Source organism: Patulibacter sp. NPDC049589 (genome assembly GCF_040675535.1).
Classification (GTDB): Bacteria; Actinomycetota; Thermoleophilia; order Solirubrobacterales; family Solirubrobacteraceae; genus Patulibacter.
In genome coordinates this window covers 14,543-34,206 of record NZ_JBFAPC010000010.1, presented here as the reverse complement: position 1 = coordinate 34,206, position 19,664 = coordinate 14,543, and the positions used below count along the sequence as shown (strand labels likewise).

General features: G+C 74.4%; 19 protein-coding genes and 1 riboswitch. Of the genes, 14 read left to right on the top strand and 5 right to left on the bottom strand.

The window, feature by feature from the left end:
* Positions 1–60 precede the first annotated feature (60 nt).
* A complete protein-coding gene (locus tag AB0L40_RS03285; protein ID WP_364349113.1) occupies positions 61–1,080 on the bottom strand; it encodes an MsnO8 family LLM class oxidoreductase in 1,020 nt (339 codons plus the stop codon).
* 123 nt (positions 1,081–1,203) lie between these two features.
* On the opposite strand from AB0L40_RS03285, the gene AB0L40_RS03280 reads away from it, so the two are divergent.
* Both AB0L40_RS03280 and AB0L40_RS03275 read left to right on the top strand, forming a co-directional pair.
* On the top strand, positions 1,204–2,265 hold the full coding sequence (locus tag AB0L40_RS03280) for an LLM class flavin-dependent oxidoreductase (RefSeq protein ID WP_364349110.1): 1,062 nt from the start codon (positions 1,204–1,206) through the stop codon (positions 2,263–2,265).
* Positions 2,262–3,581: an LLM class flavin-dependent oxidoreductase gene (locus tag AB0L40_RS03275; protein WP_364349107.1), complete on the top strand. Its 1,320-nt coding sequence runs from the start codon at positions 2,262–2,264 to the stop codon at positions 3,579–3,581. Before AB0L40_RS03280 ends, AB0L40_RS03275 begins: the two co-directional genes overlap by 4 nt.
* A 66-nt stretch (positions 3,582–3,647) precedes the next feature.
* Here AB0L40_RS03275 and AB0L40_RS03270 read toward each other — a convergent pair whose 3' ends face one another.
* The 3 genes from AB0L40_RS03270 to AB0L40_RS03260 form a co-directional block, all read right to left on the bottom strand.
* Positions 3,648–3,923 carry a type II toxin-antitoxin system RelE/ParE family toxin gene (locus tag AB0L40_RS03270; protein WP_364349104.1) on the bottom strand — a complete coding sequence of 92 codons (276 nt, stop codon included), beginning with the start codon at positions 3,921–3,923 and terminating at the stop codon, positions 3,648–3,650.
* Positions 3,920–4,198: an antitoxin of toxin-antitoxin stability system gene (locus tag AB0L40_RS03265; protein ID WP_364349101.1), complete on the bottom strand. Its 279-nt coding sequence runs from the start codon at positions 4,196–4,198 to the stop codon at positions 3,920–3,922. The genes AB0L40_RS03270 and AB0L40_RS03265 overlap by 4 nt, the downstream gene beginning before the upstream one ends.
* Positions 4,199–4,276: 78 nt before the next feature.
* Complete coding sequence (locus tag AB0L40_RS03260) at positions 4,277–4,831, bottom strand: GNAT family N-acetyltransferase (protein WP_364349098.1); 555 nt, start codon at positions 4,829–4,831, stop codon at positions 4,277–4,279.
* A gap of 121 nt (positions 4,832–4,952) precedes the next feature.
* Positions 4,953–5,063: riboswitch (SAM riboswitch) on the top strand.
* Positions 5,064–5,094: 31 nt separating this feature from the next.
* Here AB0L40_RS03260 and AB0L40_RS03255 point away from each other — a divergent pair.
* From AB0L40_RS03255 to AB0L40_RS03200, 12 genes are all read left to right on the top strand, one after another.
* A complete protein-coding gene (locus AB0L40_RS03255; RefSeq protein ID WP_364349095.1) occupies positions 5,095–5,850 on the top strand; it encodes a thioredoxin family protein in 756 nt (251 codons plus the stop codon).
* Between the two features lie 32 nt (positions 5,851–5,882).
* Positions 5,883–7,568 carry an ABC transporter substrate-binding protein gene (locus AB0L40_RS03250; protein ID WP_364349092.1) on the top strand — a complete coding sequence of 562 codons (1,686 nt, stop codon included), beginning with the start codon at positions 5,883–5,885 and terminating at the stop codon, positions 7,566–7,568.
* 130 nt (positions 7,569–7,698) lie between these two features.
* Complete coding sequence (locus AB0L40_RS03245; RefSeq protein ID WP_364349089.1) at positions 7,699–8,589, top strand: ABC transporter permease; 891 nt, start codon at positions 7,699–7,701, stop codon at positions 8,587–8,589.
* Entirely contained in the window at positions 8,586–9,482 is an 897-nt protein-coding gene (locus AB0L40_RS03240) for an ABC transporter permease (protein ID WP_364349086.1), read from the top strand. Before AB0L40_RS03245 ends, AB0L40_RS03240 begins: the two co-directional genes overlap by 4 nt.
* On the top strand, positions 9,479–11,179 hold the full coding sequence (locus AB0L40_RS03235) for an ABC transporter ATP-binding protein (protein WP_364349083.1): 1,701 nt from the start codon (positions 9,479–9,481) through the stop codon (positions 11,177–11,179). The genes AB0L40_RS03240 and AB0L40_RS03235 overlap by 4 nt, the downstream gene beginning before the upstream one ends.
* On the top strand, positions 11,176–12,339 hold the full coding sequence (locus tag AB0L40_RS03230) for an FAD-dependent oxidoreductase (protein WP_364349080.1): 1,164 nt from the start codon (positions 11,176–11,178) through the stop codon (positions 12,337–12,339). Before AB0L40_RS03235 ends, AB0L40_RS03230 begins: the two co-directional genes overlap by 4 nt.
* A gap of 39 nt (positions 12,340–12,378) precedes the next feature.
* The gene (locus AB0L40_RS03225) at positions 12,379–13,599 is read left to right on the top strand and encodes an LLM class flavin-dependent oxidoreductase (protein WP_364349077.1); all 1,221 of its coding nucleotides are present in this window, start codon (positions 12,379–12,381) and stop codon (positions 13,597–13,599) included.
* Positions 13,596–14,981: an NtaA/DmoA family FMN-dependent monooxygenase gene (locus AB0L40_RS03220; protein WP_364349074.1), complete on the top strand. Its 1,386-nt coding sequence runs from the start codon at positions 13,596–13,598 to the stop codon at positions 14,979–14,981. The genes AB0L40_RS03225 and AB0L40_RS03220 overlap by 4 nt, the downstream gene beginning before the upstream one ends.
* On the top strand, positions 14,978–16,243 hold the full coding sequence (locus AB0L40_RS03215; protein WP_364349071.1) for an LLM class flavin-dependent oxidoreductase: 1,266 nt from the start codon (positions 14,978–14,980) through the stop codon (positions 16,241–16,243). Before AB0L40_RS03220 ends, AB0L40_RS03215 begins: the two co-directional genes overlap by 4 nt.
* A gap of 38 nt (positions 16,244–16,281) precedes the next feature.
* Positions 16,282–17,043 carry an SDR family oxidoreductase gene (locus tag AB0L40_RS03210; RefSeq protein ID WP_364349068.1) on the top strand — a complete coding sequence of 254 codons (762 nt, stop codon included), beginning with the start codon at positions 16,282–16,284 and terminating at the stop codon, positions 17,041–17,043.
* Positions 17,044–17,255: 212 nt separating this feature from the next.
* Positions 17,256–17,711 (top strand): MarR family winged helix-turn-helix transcriptional regulator, encoded by a 456-nt coding sequence (locus AB0L40_RS03205; RefSeq protein ID WP_364349065.1) that lies wholly within the window; start codon positions 17,256–17,258, stop codon positions 17,709–17,711.
* A gap of 223 nt (positions 17,712–17,934) precedes the next feature.
* Positions 17,935–19,440: a hypothetical protein gene (locus tag AB0L40_RS03200; RefSeq protein WP_364349062.1), complete on the top strand. Its 1,506-nt coding sequence runs from the start codon at positions 17,935–17,937 to the stop codon at positions 19,438–19,440.
* Between the two features lie 21 nt (positions 19,441–19,461).
* Here the strand turns inward: AB0L40_RS03200 and AB0L40_RS03195 are convergent, their stop codons facing one another.
* The gene (locus AB0L40_RS03195) at positions 19,462–19,638 is read right to left on the bottom strand and encodes a hypothetical protein (protein ID WP_364349059.1); all 177 of its coding nucleotides are present in this window, start codon (positions 19,636–19,638) and stop codon (positions 19,462–19,464) included.
* Positions 19,639–19,664: the final 26 nt, after the last annotated feature.

Here is a 19,664-nt window from a genome sequence, read left to right as displayed (position 1 = left end):
GAACCGAGTGGGACACGCCTCGGCGCTTCGCGAGCCCGCGCCCGCGGGCGGTGCGCGGCCTCAAGCCGCCGCGAGCGCGAAGACCCGCGCCAGCCGGCCGACCGCCGCGCGGCGGTCCTCCGGGTCGGGCGTGTTGGAGATCGTGATGACCTCGTCCGCGCCCGACGCGGCGACGGCGGCCTCGAGCCCCGCGCGCACGGTCTCCGGTCCGCCGACGACGTCGGAGCGCACGTCGATGTGGTTCGCCTCGGCCTCGCGCTCCTCGGCGGTCCAGCGGTGGGCGAGCGCCTCGTCGACCGACATCAGGGCGGCGTGCTGGCCGAGCCGGGCCTGCGCCATCGACAGGTGCGCCGGGGCCGCGAGCGCGGCGGCGTGCTCGTCGTCCTCGCCGACCATGACCTTCACGGCGAGCATCGCGTGGGGGCTGTCGCCGGGGCGGGCGGGCACGAACGCCTCGCGGTAGGCCCGCAGCGCGCCGGCGGCGCCCTGGGTGTTCGTGTGCGCCGCGAAGGCGTAGGGGAGGCCCTTGCGGGCCGCGGTCTGGGCCGAGCTCGCGCTGGACCCGAGGAGCGTGACGGGCGGCAGGGGCACGTCGGTGGGCGCGGCGCGGGCGGCGGACAGCGGGTGGCCGGCCGGCCAGGGGCGCGCCTCGCCGAACGCCAGGAGCTCGTCGAGCTGGTCCTCGAAGCCGGCGCCGTGGGCGTTGTCGGCGGGGCGGGCGAAGGCCCGGACGATCGCCTCGTCCAGCGCGCCCTCGGAGCGCCCGATGCCGAGGTCGATGCGCCCGGGGTAGAGGGCCTCGAGCGAGCGGAACTGCTCGGCGACGTGGATCGGCCGGTGGTTCGGCAGCAGGATCCCGCCGGAGCCGACGCGGATCCTGGTCGTGGTCAGCGCGAGCGTCCCGATCAGGACCTCGGGTGCCGAGATCGCGACGCTGCCGATCGCGTGGTGCTCGGCGACCCAGAAGCGGTGGAACCCGAGGTCGTCGGCGGTCTGCGCGAGCGCGATCGAGTCGCGGAAGGCGTGGCCGGGCGCACCGCCGCGGCGGGTCGGGGCCTGGTCGAGGAGCGAGAGCAGCATGGTGAGCGGTGGCCTTCCGACGGTCGGTCCGCCGCCGACGGGCCGCAACGCCCCGTGGTGACGGATACCCGATCGAGATTCCCTACGGTCACCGTAGAGCAGTCCGATCCCCGCCCCGTTCCCATGAGCCCTCGCCCCCTCCTCCTCGCCGCGGCCCTCGCCGACCGGCGTCCCCTGCCCGACCGCGAGGCGCTCGTGCGAGACGCGCTGGTCGCCGAGACCGCCGGCCTGGAGCTCGTGACGATCGAGCCGGGGCCGTTCGATCCGCTGCTCGTCGCCGCGAACCTCGCCGCGCGGACGACGCGGATCGGCATCGCGCCGGTCGTGTCGACCACGACGACCGAGCCCTTCCACGTCTCGACGGCGCTGGCGACGATCGACGTCGTCGCCCATGGCCGGGCCGGCTGGGTGGCGCGGGTCGAGGACCCCGCCGCCGTCGAGGACACCGTCACCTGGGACGTCCCCCGCGACGCCGCCGGCGACGCGGCCGAGCACCTGACGGCGGTCCGGGCGCTGTGGGACAGCTGGGAGGACGGCGCCGAGATCCGCGACGTCGCCACCGCGCGGTTCATCGACCGCGACCGCGTCCACCACGTCGACTTCGTGGGCGAGCACCTGTCGGTCCGCGGCCCGTCGATCACGCCGCGCCCGCCGCAGGGGCACCCGGTGGTGCTGGCGCGGGCCGGCGCCGCGACGGCCGAGCGGCTCGTCGCGGCGGGGGCGGACGTCGTCGTGACGGCGGAGGACGACGGCCCCGGCGGCACCGCGTCGACCCGCGACCCGGGTGGTCGGGCCGACGCCCGGCGGGCCGACGCCGACGCGGCGCCGATCGACGCCGCGACGTACGCCCCGCTCCGCTTCGTCGACGTGCTCGTCGATTCGGACGGCCTCGACGGCCTCGCCGCGCGCCTGCTCGCGCTCCACGCCGGCGGCGCCGACGGCGTCGTCCTGCACGCCGACGACCTGGCCGGCGCGCTCGCGGCGGTCCTGCCGGCGCTGGAGGAGGCCGGGGTCCGGCCCGCGGCCGCGGAGCGGTCCGCGGATCCCGCCGCGCCGGTGGTCGCGGCCGACCGCATCGACCCGGTCGCCGCCCAGGGCGACCCCGGCGCCGCCGCCGCGGCGCCGACCCTCCGCGAGCGCCTCGGCCTCGCGCCCGCCGTCAACGCCTTCGAGGTCCGCGCATGAGCACCCCGCGCAAGCAGGTCCGCCTGGCCGCCCACTTCCCGGGCGTCAACAACACGACGGTCTGGGGCGACCCGGCGTCGGGCAGCCACATCGACTTCGCGGGCTTCGCGCGCCTGGCGCAGACCGCCGAGCGGGCGATGTTCGACCTCTTCTTCCTCGCCGAGGGCCTCAGCCTGCGCGAGCACGCCGGGCACCTCCACGACCTCGACGTCGTCGGCCGGCCCGACGCGATGACCGTGCTCTCCGCGCTGGCGGCCGTCACCGAGCGCATCGGGCTGGCGGCGACGCTGACCACGACCTACCACGAGCCCCTCGAGGTCGCGCGGCAGCTGGCGACCCTGGACCACCTCTCCGACGGCCGCGCGTCGTGGAACCTCGTCACGTCCACCGACGCGGTCTCGGGCGCGAACTTCCGCCGCGGCGCGTACCTGCCCTACGACGGCCGCTACGACCGGGCCCGCGAGCTGCTCGGCCTGGCCGACCGCCTGTGGCGTGACGGTCCCGGCCCGTTCCGCGCAGAGGGCCGGCAGGTCGATCTGCAGGGCGACTGGGACCTCGCGTCCCCGCCGCAGGGCCGGCCGGTGATCCTGCAGGCCGGCGACTCCGATGCGGGCCGCGAGTTCGCCGCCCAGCAGGCCGACGCCGTCTTCACCCGCCACGCCAGCGTCGAGGAGGGCCAGGCGTTCGTCCGCGACGTCAAGGGCCGCCTTGCGCGCTACGGCCGCCGGCCCGAGGACCTGCTCGTCCTGCCGGGCGCCACGTTCGTCCTCGGCGACACCGACGAGGACGCCCGCGAGCAGGCGGCGATCGTCCGCCGCCAGCAGGTCTCCGGGCCCACGTCGATCGTCTTCGCCGAGCAGCTCTGGAACCGCGACCTCTCCGCCTACGACCCCGACGGCCCGCTGCCGGACGTCGACCCGATCGAGGGCGAGATCACGATCGCGCCGGGCAGCATCCCGGCCCGCGCGTTCGCCGGCAAGCGCCACGAGACCGTCGAGGGACTGCGCGCCCTGGCCGCGAAGGGCGACCTGTCGCTGCGCGACGTGATGGTGCAGACCCGCGCCCGTCACTCCTTCGTCGGCACCCCGCAGACGGTCGCCGACGAGATCGACCGCCACGTCCAGCTCGACGCCTGCGACGGCTTCATCCTCGTCCCGCACATCACGCCGGGCGGCCTGGACGACTTCGCCGACCGCGTCGTCCCGCTGCTGCAGGAGCGCGGCTCGCTGCGCACCGAGTGGGAGGGCGGGACGCTGCGCGAGCGGCTCGGCCTGCCGCGCTGGTCGCCGGCGGATGCGGTGGCGCGGCGGGCGTGAGCTGGGTGGGTGCGTCCGTCGCAGGATTCCGGGGAGTGACCTGATCCGACTCGCAGCCGAGACGGCTCAGAGGTCGCGGTAGACGGAACTTCGGTGCGCGACGCGCAGGGCAAGGACCACGAGCTCGGCATCGCGCACCGTGTAGATCACCCGGCAATCGCCGACCCGCAGCCGCCAGAACTGAGGATGCCCCACGAGTGGTCGTGTGCCGGCGGGACGCGGATCGGCGGCCAGTCCGTCGACCGCCCGAACGATGCGTCGGGCTGTCGGCTTGTCGAGCTTCTTCAGCTCCTTGACGGCCTTGGGGTCGTACGCGACCTCGTACGGTCCGGTGTCGCTCACCCCTCGAGGTCCCGCAGGACGTCAGCGGCGGGGACGGCGGTCGACCGGCCGGCCTCGAGGTCGTTCAGACGCGCCAGTGCGACCCGGCCGTCCTCGGCGTCCAGCATCGCCTCGTACCGCTCGACGAGCGCGGCAGGGACGATCGCGGCGGCGCGCTGGTGGCCGCGCCCCCGCGTCACGAAGGTCACCTCGCCGCCGAACGCCGCACGGTTCACGGCGTCGGAGAACCCGTTCCGGGCTTCGGTGACGGACAGCTCTAGGGCATCGGAGCTCATGCATCACATCGTACGCCAATCACGCGTAGGGCGCCATATTGGCGCTTTAGTGAGGCCGCGGCCTGTCGCGGTGGGTGGTCAGCCCGCCGGCCCGGCACTCACCACCCCCAGCCGCTTCTCGAAGCAGAAGACGTGCGCCGTCCACGGCTCGGGCGCGAACGACGGGATCGCCGTGTAGCCGGTCCGCCGGTAGAGGGCGACGGCCTCCGGCTGCTTCGGGCCCGTCGCGAGGATCACCCGCGGCGCGCCCTGCTCGGCCGCCCAGGTCTCCAGCGCCGTGAGCAGGGCCTTCGAGACCCCGCGGCGGCGGATCCGGTCGTCGGAGAAGACGCGCTTGACCTCGAGCTCGCCGGCGTGGGCCGGGGCGCGGGAGCGGATCAGCGTCGCGTGGCCCACCGGCTCGCCGTCGAGCTCGGCGATGACCGTGTGGGCCACGATCCCCGGGTCGATGTCGTCGGCGAGCGCGTCGCCGTCGCCGTCCTTCGCGGCCGCCGCGATCCACTCCGCGTAGCGGCCGTGGAGCTCCGCGGCCATCGCGTCGCGCAGGGCGACCGCCCGCGGGTCGGCCCATTCGACCGAGTGGATCCGCAGCGTTCCCGGGGCGCGTGACTCGGTGCTGCTCGGTGTTGCCATGGGGTGTTCCTCCGGCCCTCGATCTCAAATATGTGAATGCGGATCAGGTTACTAGACATTCACGTACGGCTTCCGCTAGGTTTCGCTGCGGCGGCCGACGGACGGTCGCCGAGACAAGGCGTGTCACGAGCACCAGCACGAAGCCCCGGCTCGCTGGTCGGCAACCCTCCTTTGCGGCGGGGTGCTCCGGGTGAAGACACGGCGTCGCCGATCGGCGACGCAAGCGCAGGGCCCCTGCGGCCCGTTGACCACTGGAGTTCCCCATGGCGAGTACCCCTACGTCCACGATCGACGCCCCGACGGGTGGCGCAGCGTCGCCGGAGCCGGCCGCGCCGGCCACGGTCGTGGCGAACCCGACGGCACCGGCCACGGTCGCCCCCGCGGGCCGCCCGCCGGCCGTGCCGGCCGAGCGCCTGCGACGCGCCTTCGAGCAGGCGATCGGCTTCGACGCCTTCCTCGCGGGCGTCGCGACCCACGCCGACGAGTTCGCGGTGGCGCTGGACCGCACGGCGCTCGACGACGCGGACCGCGCCCTGCTGGCGACGATCCCGGCGCGGGTCGACGTGCTCGCGATCGTCGAGGACTGGTGCCCCGACGTCGTCGTGACGCTGCCGGTCGTGCACCGCATCGCGGAGGCCTCCGACCGCTTCGACCTCCACGTCCTGGTGCGCGGCCCCGAGACCCGCGACGTCGCCGACGCGTACCCCTTCGAGGGCCGCAGCCACATCCCGACCTACGTCGTCCTGAACGCCGAAGGCGACGAGCTCGGCGTCCTCGTCGAGCGCACGCCGGAGCTCGGCGTCGCGGTCGGCGGGCTGCTCGACGCGTTCCTGGCCGAGCACCCCGGGCTGGACCGCGCGGCCTTCCCCGCCGGCCTGACCGACGACGCCCGCGCCGACCTCACCCGCCGCTCGTTCGCGCTGCGCGCCGACCTCCACGAGCTCGAGCGCCGCACGCTCGTCCGCGACCTCGTCGCGATCGCGGCCGGCACCGCGCCCACCCGTCCCACCGCCGCCTGACGGCGCGTCCCCTCCACAGGAAGACCACCAGCATGACCCGACCGTTCTCCTCCACCCGCTCACGTGCGGCGGTGCTCGCCGTCTCGGCGCTCGCCCTGGGCCTGAACGCCTGCGGCTCGGACTCGTCGTCCGACTCCTCGAGCTCCGGCTCCTCCAGCAACGCGTCCGCGTCGACCGGCAAGCCGGTCTCCGGCGGCACGCTGCGCTTCGCGATCAACAGCGACTCCAACTGCCTGGACCCGCACCAGAGCCCCGCCGATGTCGCCGGCTTCTTCTCGCGGCCGATCCTCGACTCGCTCGTCGCGCTCGACGTCGACGGCAAGCTGTCGCCGTGGCTGGCCACCAAGTGGTCCGTCTCGAAGGACCAGAAGACGTACTCGTTCACCCTGCGCGACGACGTGAAGTTCAGCAACGGCGAGACGTTCGACGGCGCCGCGGTCAAGGCGAACCTCGACCACATCGTCGACCCGAAGACGAAGTCGCAGCTGGCCGCGAACACGATCGCGACCTACAGCGGCACGACCGTCGTGGACGCCACCCACGTGAAGGTCCACTTCAAGTCGCCGAACTCCGCGTTCCTCCCGAGCGCCGCCTCCGCGTACCTCGGCATCGAGGCGCCGTCGACGCTGAAGCAGGCGCCCGAGAAGCTCTGCTCCAAGGTCGTCGGCTCGGGCCCGTTCGTCAGCAAGGACGGCTACGTCCCGCAGAAGGGCATCGAGTACGTCAAGAACCCCGCCTACGCCTGGGGCCCCGGCAACGCCAAGCACCAGGGCGCGGCCTACCTCGACCGCCTGTCGGTGTCGGTGATCCCGGAGGACTCGTCCCGCTACGGCGCGCTGACGAGCAACCAGATCGACGCGATCGCGAGCGTCCCGCCGGTCAACGTCAAGGCGCTGAAGGGCACGCCCGGGTTCGCGGTCGACACCGCCAGCGCGCCGGGCGGCAACTACAGCTACTACCCGAACACTCAGAGCGGCCCGTTCAAGGACATTCGCGTCCGCGAGGCGTTCCGCGCCGGGATCGACTGGAAGACGATCGTCGACAAGCTGTACTTCGGCGTCTTCCCGGCCGCGAACGGCCCGCTCGGCCCGACGACGGTCGGCTACGACGGCTCCAGCGCCGCGGCGTACGCGTTCGACAAGGCGAAGGCCGAGAAGCTGCTCGACGAGGCCGGCTGGACCGGCCGCGACAGCGCCGGCTACCGCACGAAGGACGGCAAGCGCCTGACGCTGCTGCACCCGTACCTCAAGGCGTACGTCCGCGAGCAGCGCGACGTGCTCGGCGACCAGATCCAGGCCGCCGCGAAGGAGCTCGGCATCGAGGTCGTGAACAAGAACACGACGCTCGACGCGTACCTCAAGCAGCTCGGCGACGGCACGGCCGACCTCGGGGACCTCAGCTGGCAGCGCTCCTCCCCGGACGCCCTGCGCACGCTGTTCGGCACCGAGAACATCGCGCCCAAGGGCGGCTTCGGCACCAACCAGGCGCGGTACTCCAACCCGAAGCTCGACGCGCTCCTGAAGCAGGGGCTCGCCGAGACCGACCTGGCCCAGCAGAAGGCCACGTACGCCCAGGCCCAGCAGCTGATCGCCAAGGACGCCGCGACGTTCCCGGTCTACGTCTTCGACTACGTGCTCGGGCGCTCGGACAAGGTCCAGGGGATCACGTTCGAGCCGCAGGCCTACCCGACGTTCTACGACGCCTGGATCGGCTCCTGATGAGCTCCGTCGGCACCCAGGGCGCGGCGGCCCCGCCGTCGGTCGTCCGCCGCAGGCCGTCCCCGTCCGCCCCGCGCTCCCGCGCGGCGCGGACGGTGGCCGGCCGTCTCCTGCGCCCCTCGCCAGCGCGGTGCTGGTCGTGTGGGGCGCGATCACCCTGACCTTCGTCGCCCTCTCGCTCGTCAAGGGCGACGTGGTCGACGCGATCGCGGGCAACGCGCAGCTGAGCCCCGAGGTCCGCGCGCAGATCGTCTCCGACTACCACCTCGACCGCTCGCCGATCGAGCAGTACGGGGCGTACCTGTGGCGCCTCCTGCACCTCGACCTCGGGCAGTCCTACGCGCTGCGGATGCCGGTCTCCGAGGCGATCGGCCAGCAGATCGGGCCGACGTTCCAGCTGCTGCTGGCGGCCACCGTCGTGTCGTTCCTGACCGCCATCGTCGTCGCGCTGCTGACCGCCAACCGCCCGCGCTGGGTGCGCGGGCCGGCGTCGGCGGTCGAGGTCGTCCTCGTCGCGATCCCCTCGTTCTGGCTGGGCATCCTGCTGCTCAGCGTCTTCTCCTTCGGGCTGCACTGGTTCCCCGCGATCGGCAACGACGGGATCTCCGGCCTCGTCCTGCCGACGATCGCGCTGGCCGCGACGCCGACCGCGCTCCTGGTCCAGGTGCTGCGCCAGGGGCTCGAGCGCGTGCTCGACGAGCCGTTCGTCGTCACCGCCCGGACCCGCGGGCTCGGCGAGTCCGCGGTGCTGTTGCGCCACGTCCTGCGCCACGCGCTGATGCCCGTCGTGACCCTCTCCGGCTGGATCGCCGGGGCGATGATCAGCGGCGCGGTCGTGATCGAGCAGGTCTTCTCCCGCCAGGGCCTCGGCCGCCTGATCGTCAACGCGATCGGCGCGAAGGACTTCCCCCTGATCACCGGCATCGTGATCGTCGCCGCCGTCTTCTACGTCGTCGTCAACCTCGCGATCGACGCCGCCTACGTCCGCCTGGACCCCCGTCTGCGAAAGGCCGCCGCATGAGCACCACCACGTCCCCCGGGCTCGTCGGGGCGGCCGCGCCGCCGGCCGCCGCCATCCCCTTCGCCCGTCCCCGGGCCCGCCGCACGCGGGTGCCCGTCGGGCTCGTCCTCAGCCTGCTGCTGCTGGCTCTGCTCGTCGCCGCCGCGGTCGCGCCCGGGCTCTTCACGGGCACCGACCCCAACGCCGCCAGCGCGGCCGACACCCTCACCGGGCCGAGCGGCGCGCACTGGTTCGGCACCGACCAGAACGGCCGCGACATCTTCTCGCGCGTCGTCCACGGCGCCGGGCCGTCGCTCCTGATCGGCGTCGCGGCGTCCGCGCTCGCGCTCGTGCTCGGGACCGCGCTCGGCGTGCTCGCCGCGCAGGGCGGCCGGGTCGGCGACCGCGTCGTGTCGCGGCTGCTCGACGTCCTGCTCTCCGTCCCCGGTCTGCTGCTCGCGCTGCTGATCATCGCGGCGCTCGGCCCGGGCACCCGCAACTCGATCCTCGGCATCGCGCTGATCTCGACCCCCGGCTACGCCCGGCTCGTCCGGGGCGAGGTGCTGCGGATCCGCGGCTCGGCGTTCGTCGAGGCCGCCGTCGGGCTCGGCTGGAGCCGGCCGCAGGTCGTCCTCCGCCACGTCGTCCCCAACGCGGTCGGGCCGGTGATCGTCCTGGCGACCATCGGCGTCGGTGCGGCGATCGGCGTCGGCTCGTCGCTGAGCTTCCTCGGGCTCGGCCCGCAGCCCCCGACCGCCGAGTGGGGCGCGATGCTCGCCAGCAGCCGCGACTACCTGTCGGTCGCCTGGTGGCCGGCGGTCTTCCCCGGCGTGGCGATCACCCTGACCGTCCTGACGGTGACCGTGGTCGGCCGCCGCCTGCAGCTGCGCGCCGAGGGGCGGGTGGCCCGATGAGCGCACCGACCACGACCCCCGGCGCGTCCCGCGCCGCCGTGGCCCCCGGCGCCGACGAGCCGATCGTCGACGTCCGCGACCTGCACGTGGCCTTCCGCGACGGGGCCCACGCCGTCCGCGGGATCTCGCTGCGGATCGAGGCCGGGCAGAGCGTCGCCATCGTCGGCGAGTCCGGGTCGGGCAAGAGCGTCACCGCGCGCAGCCTCGTCGGGCTCGCCGGGCCGCGCGCGACCGTCCAGGCCCAGCGCCTGCAGGTCGCGGGCGTCGACGCGCGCGACCTGGCCGAGCACCGCTGGCGCACCCTGCGCGGCCGGCAGATCGGCTTCGTCCTGCAGGACGCCCTCGGGTCGCTCGACCCCCTCCGCAAGGTCGGCGCCGAGATCTCCGAGACGCTGCTGGCCCACGGGCTGCTGGACCGCCACGAGCGCGCCGCCCGCGTGATCGAGCTGCTGCGCGACGTCGGCGTCCCCGAGCCCGAGCTGCGCGCCGCGCAGTACCCGCACCAGCTCTCCGGCGGCCTGCGGCAGCGTGCGCTGATCGCGTCGGCGCTCGTCGCCGACCCGCCGCTCCTGATCGCCGACGAGCCGACCACCGCGCTCGACGTGACCGTCCAGGCGCAGATCCTCGAGCTGCTCGCGGCCCGCCGCGCCGCCGGCACCGCGCTGCTCCTGATCAGCCACGACCTCGCGGTCGTCTCGCAGGTCGCCGACGTCGTCCACGTGATGAAGGACGGCGAGGTCGTCGAGCACGGCCCGACGCGGCAGGTGCTCGACGACCCCCAGCACCCCTACACGCAGCGGCTGATCGCGGCGATCCCGGCCGCGCACGCCAAGGGGACGCGGCTGTCGCCCGGCTCCGGCGTCTGCGCGCCGCGCCCGGCGGCACCGGCGTCCGGCGGCACGATCCTGGAGGCCCACGACCTGCGCAAGACCTTCGCCGTGGACGGCGACCGCGAGCTCGTGGCCGTCGACGGCGTGTCGCTCGAGCTCCGGGCCGGCGAGACGCTCGGCATCGTCGGCGAGTCCGGCTCCGGCAAGTCCACGGTCGCCCGGCTGCTGCTGGCGTTCGAGGACCCCGAGGAGGGGCGCGTCGAGGTCGACGGCCGCGACTGGGCGACGCTCGACAAGCGCACGCGCCGCGACCTGCGGCGCGAGATCCAGGTGATCCACCAGGACCCGCTGAGCGCCTTCGACCCGCGGTACACCGTCGGGCGGATCGTCGGCGAGCCGCTCGCGGTCGCGGGAGTCCCGCGCGCCGCCCGCGCGCCGCGGGTGCGGGAGCTGCTCGAGCAGGTCGGCCTGGCCCCCGAGGTCGCCGGCCGTCGCCCCGCCGAGCTCTCGGGCGGTCAGCGCCAGCGCGTCGCGATCGCCCGCGCGCTGGCGCCGAGCCCGCGGATCATCGTCTGCGACGAGCCGGTCTCTGCCCTGGACGTGTCGATCCAGGCGCAGGTGCTCGACCTGCTCGCGGACCTGCAGGAGCGCCTGGGCGTCGCCTACGTCTTCATCTCCCACCACCTGGGCGTCATCTACCACGTGAGCGATCGCGTGCTCGTGATGAAGGACGGCCGCGTGGTCGAGGAGGGCGACGTCGAGGCGATCTTCTCCCGCCCGCAGCACGAGTACACGCGGCAGCTGCTGGCGGCGGTGCCCACGCTCGAGCGGACGAGTCCCGCATCCCCCACCGAGGAGCCCTCGTGAGCCACACCGTCGGCATCATCGGCGCCGGCGCGCACGGCGCCACCGCCGCGTACCACCTGGCCCGCCGCGGGATCGACGTCGTCGTCTTCGAGCGCGGCACGCCCGCGTCGGGGCCGACCGGCCGGGCCAGCGGCGTCGTCCGCTCCTACTACACGAACCGCTTCCTGGCCGAGGTCGCGCGCGAGAGCACGCGGATCCTCGCGGACTTCGACGCGCGCGTCGGCGGGCGCTCCGGCTACGTCCGCACCGGCGGGCTCGTCCTGCACGGGCCCGGCGACGCCGACGACGTCCGCGCGACGTCCGAGGGCCTGACCGCCGCCGGCGTCGAGCACGAGGTCCTCGACCGCGACCGGCTCGAGGCCGACCACCCCGGGCTCGTCCTGGACGACGTCGGTATCGGCGTCTGGGAGCACCACGCCGGATACGCGGCCCCGCACGCGACGACCGTCTCGTACGCCGCGCGCGCCGCGGACCTCGGGGCGACGTTCCGCACCGGGACCGCGGTCGTGGCGATCGCGGAGGACGCCGACGCCGTGCGGGTGACGCTCGCGGACGGCACCGTCCACGCGGTCGAGCGACTCCTCGTCGCCGCGGGCCCGTGGACCCGGCCGCTGCTGCTCCAGGTCGGCGTCGACCTGCCGCTGACCGCGGAGCGCCACGTCGTCGCCGCGCTCCGGCACGAGCCGGCGGCGATCGCGACGGCGCTGGACCACGTGCTGCTCGACGTCGTGAACGGCTACTACTCGCGGCCGAGCGGCCCCGGCGAGTTCCTGCTCGGCCCGCTCGCCCCGACCGTCCCGTCGGACCCCGACGTCCTGGACGCCGAGATCCACGACGACGAGCACGAGTGGCTGGCGACGCGCGCGGCCCGGCGCGCCCCCGCCCGCGCGTCGGCCCGCCGCGGGGCCGGCTGGGCGTCGCTCTACGACGTCAGCCCCGACTGGCAGCCGGTCATCGGCGCGGTCTCGGAGCGGATCGTCGTGGACGCGGGCACCAGCGGCCACGGCTTCAAGCTCTCGCCCGTCCTCGGCGACCACGTCGCCGGCCTGCTCGCCGGCGAGGACCCCGACCCGCGCCTGCGCGCGTTCTCGCCCGACCGCTTCGCGACCGCCACCGGCGCCCTGTCCGGCGGCTTCGGCGCCGCCCGGATCCTCGGCTGAGCGCATGAGCACCTCCACGTCCCCCCGAAGGAGCCCCCGATGACCGACCACCCGCTGCACCTCGCCGTCGCGCTCAGCGACGTCGGCTGGCACCCCGCCGCCTGGCGCGAGGACCCCGACGGCGCCCGCCGCCTGGGCGACCCCGAGCACTGGGCCGCGCAGGTCCGGCTCGCCGAGGAGGGCCTCCTCGACCTCGTCACGATCGAGGACGGGCTCGGCCTGCAGACCGACGGCTACGGCCCGCAGACCCCGCGCACCGACCGCGTCCGTGGCCGCGTCGACGCGGTCCTCCTCGCGTCCCGCATCGCGCCGCTGACCAGCCGCATCGGCATCGTCCCCACGGTCGTCACCGCGCACACCGAGCCGTTTCACGTCGCCACCGCGCTGCAGACGCTGGACTTCGTCAGCACCGGCCGGGCGGGGGTGCGCCTGACCGCCGGGCCGAGCGCCGCCGACGCCCGCCTGGTCGGCGTCCGCACGTTCCCCGACTTCACCCCCGACCGCCTCGACGACCCCGAGATCGTGGCGTTCGTCGAGGACCTCTTCGCCGAGGCCGGCGAGCACGCCGAGGTCCTGCGCCGGCTCTGGGACAGCTGGGAGGACGGCGCCGAGATCCGCGACGTCCCGACCGGCCGCTTCATCGACCGCGACCGCCTGCACTACGCGGACTTCCGCGGCCGCTTCTTCTCGGTCAAGGGGCCGTCGATCGTGCCACGCTCGCCGCAGGGGCAGCCGCCGGTCGCGATCCTCGCCCACGGCCCGCTGCCGTACCGCCTCGGCGCGCAGGTCGGCGACGTCCTGTTCGTGACGCCCCACGGCGACGACGACCTGGTGCGGATCCTCTCGGAGGTGCGCGCGGCGGAGGAGGAGGTGCGCCGCCCCGCGCCGCCGCAGCTCGTCCTCGGCGACCTGGTGGTCGTGCTCGACGACGACCCGTCCGCCGCCCGCGGCCGGCTCGACCGGCTCGACGCGCTCAGCGGCGAGGCGTACGCGTCCGACGCGCGGATCTTCGCCGGGTCGCCCGCCGAGCTCGCCGACCTGATCGAGGCCTGGCACCGCGCGGGCTACGCCGGCGTCCGCCTGCGCCCCGCCGCGACCGCCGTCGACCTGCCGCAGATCGTCCACGGCGTCGTCCCCGAGCTGCAGCGCCGCGGCCTCTTCCGCACCGCCTACGAGGCGGACACGCTCCGTGGCCACCTCGGCCTGGACCGCCCGCTCTCCCGCTACGCCCGCACCCCCGACCTCGTGGAGGCCCCGTGAGCCCCGTCCCCAAGCGCCAGGTCCGCCTCGGCGCGCACTTCCCCGGCGTCAACAACACGACCGTCTGGGCCGACCCGCGGTCGGGCAGCCACATCGACTTCGCGTCGTTCGTGCACCTGGCGCAGACCGCCGAGCGCGCGAAGTTCGACTTCCTCTTCCTCGCCGAGGGCCTGCGCCTGCGCGAGAAGAAGGGGCTGATCCACGACCTCGACGTCGTCGGCCGGCCCGACACGCTGACGGTCCTCGCCGGACTGGCCGCGGTGACGGAACGCCTCGGCCTGATCGGCACGATCAGCGCGACGTACAACGAGCCGTACGAGGTCGCGCGCCAGTTCGCGAGCCTCGACCAGCTCTCCGGCGGCCGCGCCGGCTGGAACGTCGTCACCTCGTCCGACGCGTTCACCGGCGAGAACTTCCGCCGCGGCGGCTACCTGCCCTACGACCGCCGCTACGACCGGGCGACCGAGTTCCTGGCGATCGCGCGGGAGCTGTGGAACAGCTGGCCCGCCGACGCGATCCCCGCGGACGCCGCGAGCGGCCGCTTCCTGGCCGGCGAGGACGCCGGCCGGTTCGCCCACCGCGGCGAGTTCTTCGACGTCGAGGGGCGCTTCTCCGTCCCGCGCACGCCGCAGGTCGAGCCCGTGATCCTGCAGGCCGGCGACTCGCAGGCCGGGCGGGACTTCGGCGCACGTCACGGGGACGGCATCTTCACGCTGCCGCGCCCGATCGAGGAGGCCCGCGCGTTCTACCGCGAGGTCAAGGGCCGCCTGGCCGCGCACGGCCGCCACGAGGACGACCTGCTGCTGCTCCCCGCCGCGACGTTCGTCATCGGCGACACGCACGCCGAGGCCGAGGAGCGCGCAGCGGAGATCCGCACGCAGCAGGTCAGCGGCGCGACGGCGATCCAGCTGCTCGAGGCCGTCTGGAACCGCGACCTCACCGCGTACGACCCCGACGGGCCGCTGCCCGACATCGAGCCGCTCGACGACGGGACGGCGATCCAGCAGGGCCAGGCGCGGCGGTTCGAGGACCGCCAGGAGAAGATCCGCGAGTGGCGCGCCCGCGCCGAGGCCGGGAGCCTCTCGATCCGCGACATCGCGATCGAGGACGCCGCCTGGCAGACGTTCGTCGGCACCCCCGCCGAGATCGCCGAGGAGATCGACCTGCGCGTCCAGACCCGCGCAGACGACGGCTTCATCCTCGTCCCGCACATCACCCCGGCGGGCCTCGACGAGTTCGCCGACCGCGTCGTCCCCGAGCTGCAGGAGCGCGGCAGCTTCCGCCGCGAGTACGAGGGCACGACCCTGCGCGACCACCTCGGCCTGCCGCCCGCCGGCACGCGCCGGCCCGCCGTCCCCGTCCCGACCGGAGTCCCCGCATGAGCCCCGCCGTCCCGCTGTCCGTCCTGGACCTCATCCCGATCTCCAGCGGCTCGAACGCCGGGGAGGCGGCGCGCAACGCGATCGACCTCGCGCAGAGCGCGGAGCGCTTCGGCTACGGGCGCTACTGGTTCGCCGAGCACCACCTCAACCCCGGGATCATCGGCGTGGCCCCGGCCGTCGCGATCGCGCTGGTGGCGCAGGCGACGGAGTCGATCCGCCTGGGCTCCGCCGGCGTGCAGTTCGGGCACCGCACGCCGCTGTCGGCGGTCGAGGAGTTCGGGCTGATCAGCGCGCTGCATCCCGGCCGCCTGGACCTCGGCATCGGCCGCTCGCCGGGCCGGACGAAGCCGAAGGACCCGACCGTCGTCGAGACCGACGCCGAGTCCCGGGCCGCGCTGGCCGAGGGGATCGCGTCGTACCTGACGCTGAACGCCGACGCCCACCGGGAGGACCAGCGGACCGACAACGGGCTGTTGCTGCCGAAGAAGTTCGACTACAGCACGTCGTTCTCCCCCGAGAAGATCGCGCACCTCTTCAGCGTGCTGCAGCAGCCGGGCGCCTGGGTCCCGAGCTACGCCGAGCAGATCGACGAGGTGCTCGCCCTCCTCGACGGCACGTTCGAGTCCTCCTACGGGTTCGAGGCGCACGCGCACCCGGCCGAGGAGGCGGACCTGCAGCTCTGGATCCTCGGCGCCAACGGCGGCGAGAGCGCCACGGTGGCGGGGGAGAAGGGCCTGCGCTTCGTCGCCGGCTACCACCACAGCCCCGCCACGGTGATCGACGCGGTCTCGGCCTACCGCGCCGCGTTCCGGCCGTCGGAGGCCGTGCCGGAGCCGTACGTCGCGGTGTCGGCCGACGTCGTCGTCGGCGAGTCGGACGAGCACGCCGCGGAGCTCGCGTCGGGCTTCCGCCACTGGGTCCGCTCCATCCGCACCGGCGCCGGGGCGATCCCGTTCCCGAGCGCGGAGGAGGCCGCGGCGCTGCCGTGGGGTCCGGACGACGACCCGATCGTCGCCGACCGCGTGAAGACCCAGATCGTGGGCTCGCCGCGGACGGCCGTGGAGCGGCTGGCGCAGCTCCGCGACGCCACCGGCGCCCAGGAGCTCGTGATCACGACCATCACGCACGACCACGCCGACCGGGTGCGCTCGTACGAGCTGCTCGCCGACGCGTGGCCCGGCGTCGGCGGGGCGCGCATCGGCGCGGCGGCGGGGAGCAGGATCGGCGGGAGCGCGGCGCGCGGGGTGCCGGCGCGGGCCTGACTGGCGGTCCCGGCCCCGCGCGCCGTAGGGTCGGGACCGTGAGCATCGACGAGCTGTTCTCCCTCCACGGCAAGGTCGCGATCGTCACCGGAGCCTCCGCCGGGCTCGGGGTGGCGTGCGCGAAGGGCCTGGCGGAGGCCGGGGCCGACGTCGTCGTCGCCGCCCGGCGCGCCGACAAGCTGCAGGCGACCGTCGAGCTGGTGGAGTCCACCGGCCGGCGGGCGCTGGCGGTCCCGACCGACGTCTCCGACCCCGAGGCCTGCGCGGCGCTCGTGGCGCGCGCGAAGGACGAGTTCGGCCGGGTCGATGTGCTCGTCAACAACGCGGGGATCGGCACCGCCGTGCCCGCGCTGAAGGAGACGCCCGAGCAGTTCCGCGGCGTGATCGACCTGAACCTCAACGGCTGCTACTGGATGGCCCAGGAGGCCGCGCGGGCGATGACCGACGGCGGCAGCATCATCAACATCTCGAGCGTCCTGGCGCTGACGACGGCCGGGCTGCCACAGGCGGCCTACACCGCCAGCAAGGCGGGGCTGCTCGGGCTGACGCGCGACCTCGCGCAGCAGTGGTCCCGGCGCCGCGACATCCGCGTCAACGCGATCTGCCCGGGGTTCTTCCCGTCCGAGATGACGGAGCAGTACGCCGACGGCTACATGGATGGCGTGACCGAGCGCGCGCTGCTGGGCCGTGGCGGCCGGCCGGAGGAGCTCGCCGCGACCGTGGTCTTCCTCGCCGGGGCGGGGTCCGGGTACATCACCGGCGCGACGATCGTCGTCGACGGCGGGATCGCGATCGCCTGAGGCGGGCGCCGGGCGCCGGCCCTCCGCCTGGGCGCGGTGTCGTCGCGCGTGACCCCGGCGACACCGGGGTGGGGCCCGGCGGGCCTGTCCCGAAATAATAGGTGAATCCCGATAGGCAATTGTCATCCGGACCGGAGATCGGATAGCGTTCCTCTCGTGAGGCGACCACGCGACACCCGCCGGAGCACCACCCCGCGGCGGCGGACGGGCGCGTGAGCGCGCCGCTCACCGACGAGGAGCGCGCCCGCTGGGCCGCGTGGAAGCACGCCAGCGGCGTCGTCCTCGAGCGCGTCCGCCGCGACGTCCGCGTCGCGACGGGCCTGTCGGACGCGGACTTCGGCGTCCTGCGGATCGTCGCCGACGCGGACCCGTCGGGCGACGGCGCGCTGCCGGTCCGGCAGCAGCACCTGTGCGACGTGCTCGGCTGGACGCAGAGCCGGATGTCCAACCACATCAGCCGCATGGAGGGCCGCGGACTGGTGCTCCGCGAGCCGCTCGCCGCGGGCGGGGTCGAGGTCTCGATGACCGCCGAGGGCACCCAGCGATTCGCTCGCGCGGTCCCGGTCCACGCCGTCGCCGTGCGCCGCCACCTCCTCGAGCGCCTGGACGACGACGCGCACCTGGCGATCGCCGAGCTGGCCGCCGACCTGGCGACGAGCCCGGGCTGAGCGGTCGGACCGCGCGGGGCCCGGTGCCGGTCGCGACGCCGACGCAGGACCGCGGCGAACCGCGCGTTGCGGCGGCGTCGCACGCCCGAAGATCCCGTACCGTGGTGGTTCTCGCCGCAACATCGACGGTTGCCGCGGGTTGTAGAGCCCAGACCCCGCCGTGCCCCGACGCGTCCGCCCTCGGCCGCGACCCGGTGGGACGTCCCTTGGAGAACCCATCCCGATGACCCCTCGCCTCCTGCGCTCGGCCCTCGTCGCCGCGACCGTCGCGCTCCTGGCCCTCCCGTCCGGCGCCTTCGCGGCGAAGGACCTCGAGGTCGGGATCGCCGACGAGAACGTGCTCAACGGCAACACGCCGGGCGGCACCGACGCGACCGTCGCGAAGTGGAAGGCCTCCGGCGTGCAGGACGTCCGGATCTTCGCGCAGTGGAACAAGCTCGTCCCGCAGGACACCAAGGGTGAGACCAAGATGCCGGCGGGCTTCGTGCCGGACGACCCGGCGTCGTACGACCTGACGAACCTCGACGCCAAGATCGACGCGGTCGTCAAGCACGGCCTGAACGTCACGCTCGTCGTCACCGGCCCCGGGCCCGTGTGGGGGTCCTCGGAGGCGCCGCGCCAGAACGGCACGTGGAAGCCCGACCCCGCGAAGTTCGCGAAGTTCGCCACCGCGATCGCGAAGAACGTCGGCCCGAAGGTCGCGCGCTACATCGTCTGGAACGAGCCGAACCAGAGCTACTGGCTCCAGCCGCAGTACTCCTGCGTGTCGCGGCCGTCGACGCAGCCGCCGGTGAAGTGCACCTCCGTCGCACCCCACCTCTACCGCGAGCTGGCGCGCGCCGGCTACGACGCCATCCACGCCGCGGACCCCGACGCGCGGGTCGCGATCGGCGCGACCTCGTCGTACGGCGATCGGCTCACCTCGAGCGCCAACTCCACGACCCCTCCGCTCGCCTTCCTGCGCACGATGGGCTGCGTGAACGCGAAGTACCGGTCGATCACCACCGGCGACTGCAAGGGCTTCAAGCCGGTGACCGGCGACGCGCTCGCGTACCACCCGCACTCGACGCGGTTCTCGCCCGGGAAGCCCGATCCGAACCCGGACAACGCCCGGATGGCGGATCTGCCGCGCCTGATCAAGGCCATCGACCGGCTGACGACCCGCAAGCGGCTGAAGGTCCAGGGCGCGAGCCGGCTGCCGCTCTGGCTCGACGAGTACGGCTACCAGACCAACCCGCCGGACAAGCAGGACGGCTTCCAGTCGCCGAGCACCGCCGCCGCCTACCTCCAGTGGGGCTGGTGGCTGGCGGCCAGCAACCCGCGGGTGCAGACCCTGACGCAGTACGAGTGGTTCGACGAGTCGCTCGGCGAGGACAAGAACGGCGACCAGACCTTCAACAAGTGGCAGTCGGGCCTCTACACCTTCGACGGCAAGCCCAAGGCGCTGGCGGCCGTCTTCGCCAACCCGATCTTCGGCTGGCGCACCGCGAAGGCCGCCAACGTCTGGGGCCAGGTCCGGCCGGGTGACACCGCGACCACCGTCCGCCTGCAGCGCGGGGGCAAGGCGTCCTCGTCGTTCAAGGACTACAAGACGGTGAAGACCGACAAGTACGGCATCTTCCAGGTCCGCGTCCCGCGCTCGACCACCCAGCGGTACCGGTTCATCTACGTGGACCCGAACACGCAGACCGAGGTCACGAGCGCCGCGACGGCCCTGCGGAAGCTGTAGCGGGGGCGCGGCGGCCGCCGTCTAGAAGCCCTGGTTCACCATCGGCGTGACGAGGTAGCGCTCCTCGGGGAAGCGGGCCTTCGCCTCCTTCCAGAACGCGGCGTGCGACGCGGCCTCGATGGTCTGCGTCGAGGTCCCCCGCGCGATCCACGGCTTGTTCGGCTCGAACTCGGTGACGTTGAACGTGAAGGTCTCCATCCCCGCACCATCGCAGGGTGCGGGGG

Excerpts from the sequence above, each read along its gene's own strand:
- AB0L40_RS03285 (WP_364349113.1), bottom strand. The coding sequence starts at position 1,080 with ATGCTGCTCTCGCTCCTCGACCAGGCCCCGACCCGCCGCGGCGGTGCG.
- AB0L40_RS03280 (WP_364349110.1), top strand. The coding sequence starts at position 1,204 with ATGAGCCCTCGCCCCCTCCTCCTCGCCGCGGCCCTCGCCGACCGGCGT.
- AB0L40_RS03275 (WP_364349107.1), top strand. The coding sequence starts at position 2,262 with ATGAGCACCCCGCGCAAGCAGGTCCGCCTGGCCGCCCACTTCCCGGGC.
- AB0L40_RS03265 (WP_364349101.1), bottom strand. The coding sequence starts at position 4,198 with ATGAGCTCCGATGCCCTAGAGCTGTCCGTCACCGAAGCCCGGAACGGG.
- AB0L40_RS03260 (WP_364349098.1), bottom strand. The coding sequence starts at position 4,831 with ATGGCAACACCGAGCAGCACCGAGTCACGCGCCCCGGGAACGCTGCGG.
- AB0L40_RS03255 (WP_364349095.1), top strand. The coding sequence starts at position 5,095 with ATGGCGAGTACCCCTACGTCCACGATCGACGCCCCGACGGGTGGCGCA.
- AB0L40_RS03250 (WP_364349092.1), top strand. The coding sequence starts at position 5,883 with ATGACCCGACCGTTCTCCTCCACCCGCTCACGTGCGGCGGTGCTCGCC.
- AB0L40_RS03240 (WP_364349086.1), top strand. The coding sequence starts at position 8,586 with ATGAGCACCACCACGTCCCCCGGGCTCGTCGGGGCGGCCGCGCCGCCG.
- AB0L40_RS03235 (WP_364349083.1), top strand. The coding sequence starts at position 9,479 with ATGAGCGCACCGACCACGACCCCCGGCGCGTCCCGCGCCGCCGTGGCC.
- AB0L40_RS03225 (WP_364349077.1), top strand. The coding sequence starts at position 12,379 with ATGACCGACCACCCGCTGCACCTCGCCGTCGCGCTCAGCGACGTCGGC.
- AB0L40_RS03215 (WP_364349071.1), top strand. The coding sequence starts at position 14,978 with ATGAGCCCCGCCGTCCCGCTGTCCGTCCTGGACCTCATCCCGATCTCC.
- AB0L40_RS03200 (WP_364349062.1), top strand. The coding sequence starts at position 17,935 with ATGACCCCTCGCCTCCTGCGCTCGGCCCTCGTCGCCGCGACCGTCGCG.
- AB0L40_RS03195 (WP_364349059.1), bottom strand. The coding sequence starts at position 19,638 with ATGGAGACCTTCACGTTCAACGTCACCGAGTTCGAGCCGAACAAGCCG.